The organism is Legionella sp. km772 (assembly GCF_003989735.1).
Lineage (GTDB): Bacteria > Pseudomonadota > Gammaproteobacteria > Legionellales > Legionellaceae > Legionella.
Genome location: NZ_RZGQ01000241.1, coordinates 1 through 3,631 on the forward strand (window position 1 = coordinate 1; position 3,631 = coordinate 3,631).

The following is a 3,631-nucleotide window of genomic DNA, read 5'->3' on the forward strand; positions in this document are numbered from 1 at the left end:
CAATTAACTAAAAATCAGATGAAAAGGCAATCTATTAAGCGGCTCAGAAAAAATGCTGGATGGGATGATTCTATTTTAACCACTATCTTATCTCAAAATTTTTCATGAGGTGACCCTGGCCAACTTATTAAAAACTTCCCTGTTCGTAAGATATATTGATAGTCTGTTAGGGAGCTTTTAAAAGCGTGTAGAAAGAAAATATACGATGCAATCTATCAGACTTAACTTGACCGAAATAGGATACTCAGGCCCCTTCTTGATTTATTGCTCATCTTCGACCTCGAACAACTTAGCACACTGAGTGCTCACGCTGTCAAGGGTTCTTTAAAAGCGTAATTACATAAATTCCGAACTCAATACATACTATATGTCATTGTTTCTATTATTAAAAGAGCGGATTTACTTGCAAATTGCATAAAGGTGGTTCAGGCGATTAGTCTCTGGCAGCCTTAGGAGCAGATGTTTTCCGCAGGAAAAATATAAGGTATACGAAAAGGCGTCAGTCATGGGGGAGCATAGCACTTGGGCTCCCCAGGGAGTTCAAAATATTTATATTTAATTGTATATAATATTTTTTATAGTATAATTTATACAATTTTATTTACCGCAGCTTTCACATGTCCATGTCTCTCAAATTAAAAGTACCCTTTAATGACCAATCTTCATGCCACACTCTCACAACTTACTTACACTTAACACGATATGTATAATTAATGATCATCTAGCCTTCAATTTGATATAGGAATCGAATAATGCCGCATCAAAATCAACAAAATGTAAAAGATCCAAAAGAAATAAATAGATATAGTATGTTTAGTACAGCGATCAACACCTCTATTGGACAAACTGTCTTATTTTCTGTTGGTGCTGCTGTACGTCATCAGCCTGTTCACAAAGGCGCATTAACTGCCTTAGCAGGCGGGGCAATTATAGGCGCAATTGTAGGAGTTGTTGGTTCCACTTTGGGAGTAAAAAAGGAAAATACATCATTTGCACTAAAGGCTTGTGGTTTTATTCTTGAGCAATCATGCTTATTTGCGACAATGCCCATGGGTGAAAAGGTGGTTCCGTTTGTTCAAAATTTGTCTTTGGTAACAAAAATTGAGGACCAACTCATTGGTGGAGCTATTTTGTCTTCTCCGAGTCTTTTTGTTCTACTGATGACCATATGCTGTTGTTGTTGTTCCGCTGCACTAGATCCAGAAAAAAGAAAAGCAGCAGCTAATTTTATATCAGAACAATTTGGCTCAGCAGAACTTGTTTTTGCCGTAGCAGAATATGTAACTCCCGTTGACGCCCAAGCTGTTCTAATTGATATTGAAGCTGGACCTAATCCACAAATCAATGCAACTCCAGTTAGAATACAAGATATTGATTTGGCTATAGCTACTACTATTAACACTAGATCCATGGCTAAAATGTAAAATAGCTGGAAGAGCGCTAGGCCAATATATGAATTTTTATAATAATCGAGAATGTTCTATTTTACATGATGTTACAAAGGAACAGGTGAGTAATATAAAAATCAATTTATTGGCTGCAGCGCCTACCATCCTCCCTCAATATTAAACTTTTTTTGTTTATTTTATACTGTATTATTTAATTCAATGATGATAGCAATCCCCTGATGTCTGTTTATTTATAGAGCAAAAATAGTTGACCCTATAAATTTAGCTTTAATCTGGGATTGCGACGCATCTAACAATCTCGCCAACATGGAGCAGTACAATGAGTGAGCCTAAATACATTACCATTAATGGGGTGATGAAAAAAAAACCTAACTATGTCCCCCCAGGTGGAACCGAAATTCCTCACGCTACCCCAGTGAATGCGTCAAATGCACCCTTAGCTGTGGTTTCTTCAATGGCTGATATTGATCATGTCCAAGAAACTTTAGGTCCTCCCCTTCCTTTATCTGCAAGCACAGCGAATACTATCGAAATGCTCCAAGATGACTACATGCTACAAAAATATAAATCACGCACCCCACTTGATGGTGGTGAGCTACTGGATCAAGTTGGCGAGCGTTTTGCAAAGTATGAAGTTCCTTTAGGTATGCTCAATAAATTAATGATGTTGAGCGAATATAAGTTAGACTTCCTTATTGATGACAGTGGCTCTATGTCCGCACCTACCGATGTGGATGCACTCGATGCCACCGAACCCGTTAAGACTTTAATTTCCAACCGACTCGGGCGCCCTCCTCGGCCGGGAGAAAAAATGACTCGAATTCAAGAGGCAGAGGACCGCCTGCATGTGATGATGAGCTTTTTAGCTTATATGCCCATCGAACATATTCAATTGCGCTTTTTGAACAAGCATGTTAATGGAGCAAAACCATTTATTTTAATACGCGATGGCAAGACGCCTGAAGAGTTTGAAGAATACGCTCATCAGGAAATTCGTAACCAATTTGCCAGTCTGCGTCTAGCAGGAACCCCTGTAGAAAAACCTCTACTGGATGGCTTTGCACAAGAAGGTAAATGGGCTCACTATTTATTTAATGATGGTGAACCCAACGAGGGAGGCGCTCGAATTGCCAAGCTTATTGCTAATCGTCCCCATCCTGAAAATCATCCCCTCACCTTAATTAGCTGTACGAATGAGGATAATGAAACGAAATGGATGAAAGAAGTAGATGCTCAAGCTAAATATGTAGCTGAAGTGGATGATTTTAGTGATGAAAAGTTTGAGGTGGAAAGAAAACAAGGAAGTGCACTACCTTATACACGAGGGCTATGGCTTCTTTGCCAGTTAGTTGCAGCCATTAATCCTTTTGATTTAGATGCACTTGATGAGAATTTACCATTGACTAAATTCACCTTGGATAATATTTTGGGGCGCAAGTTAAGCCCAACGGAATATCAATATTATTTTGAAAAAAATCCCAATGCTGCCTTATATGTTAATGAATATTCGCGCTTTTTAAATGAGGAGTTGCTTGCCCGGGAAATTATTTCATCAACAGTTCAAGACGCTAGAGAAAAAAATGCCGGTTATATTAGCGGAGAAAGACCCGAAAAACCTTTGGCTAATATCAACTCTCAGTTAGCTCCAATCACTGCAGTAGCGCAGAGGGCATTTTCAGCTCAATACCCCACCACTACTGTCGATGATGTGACAAAACAATTAAGTGCAGTAAGCATTGCGCCTAACGCAGCTTTCATGCCTCCAGCACCCACTTCAGCAGCAGAACCAACACAAGCAAAGGAGCATGGTTTTTTTAATGTGGTGTAAATTATCAATTCTTTAACCTGATCTGCCTTCCATAGTGTAGCCATCCTAAACTGGAGCTACACCATATTATCTAAATCTCATTATCTAAATCTCAGGTAAGGCCCTCGCTTCTAAAGCAACCAAAAGATAATGTCGCTTTTAGTCTTGCTTCAGCTTTTAGTTTTTTGCAATTCACAGTTTAATCGCCTAAAAACCACTATGTCCTAAAATAATTTGGACTTTTGCTTACTCCAAAAACTCAATTTTTCGATGCAGCAACCAATCTGGTTTTCTTTAATTACTCATGTTACGCACGGTCAATTTTAAGCTGCCATATTTTTAAGCTCCTGCCAAGCAATCTGGTTCGCTCTAAGAATCAATTTGTACTTAATAGCAAAGTGATTTAAATGAGTTT

At 38.6% G+C, this 3,631-nt stretch carries 3 protein-coding genes; all 3 read left to right on the plus strand.

Annotated features, from left to right (window positions below; translation table 11 throughout):
* The first annotated feature begins 752 nt into the window (after positions 1-752).
* On the plus strand, positions 753-1,424 hold the full coding sequence (locus ELY15_RS14505) for a hypothetical protein (RefSeq protein WP_127101272.1): 672 nt from the start codon (positions 753-755) through the stop codon (positions 1,422-1,424).
* Between the two features lie 304 nt (positions 1,425-1,728).
* On the plus strand, positions 1,729-3,237 hold the full coding sequence (locus ELY15_RS14510) for a hypothetical protein (RefSeq protein WP_127101274.1): 1,509 nt from the start codon (positions 1,729-1,731) through the stop codon (positions 3,235-3,237).
* Between the two features lie 221 nt (positions 3,238-3,458).
* Positions 3,459-3,623 carry a hypothetical protein gene (locus ELY15_RS16280; RefSeq protein ID WP_158617510.1) on the plus strand — a complete coding sequence of 55 codons (165 nt, stop codon included), beginning with the start codon at positions 3,459-3,461 and terminating at the stop codon, positions 3,621-3,623.
* The last annotated feature ends 8 nt before the right edge of the window (positions 3,624-3,631 follow it).

Excerpts from the sequence above, each read along its gene's own strand:
- ELY15_RS14505 (WP_127101272.1), top strand. The coding sequence starts at position 753 with ATGCCGCATCAAAATCAACAAAATGTAAAAGATCCAAAAGAAATAAAT.
- ELY15_RS14510 (WP_127101274.1), top strand. The coding sequence starts at position 1,729 with ATGAGTGAGCCTAAATACATTACCATTAATGGGGTGATGAAAAAAAAA.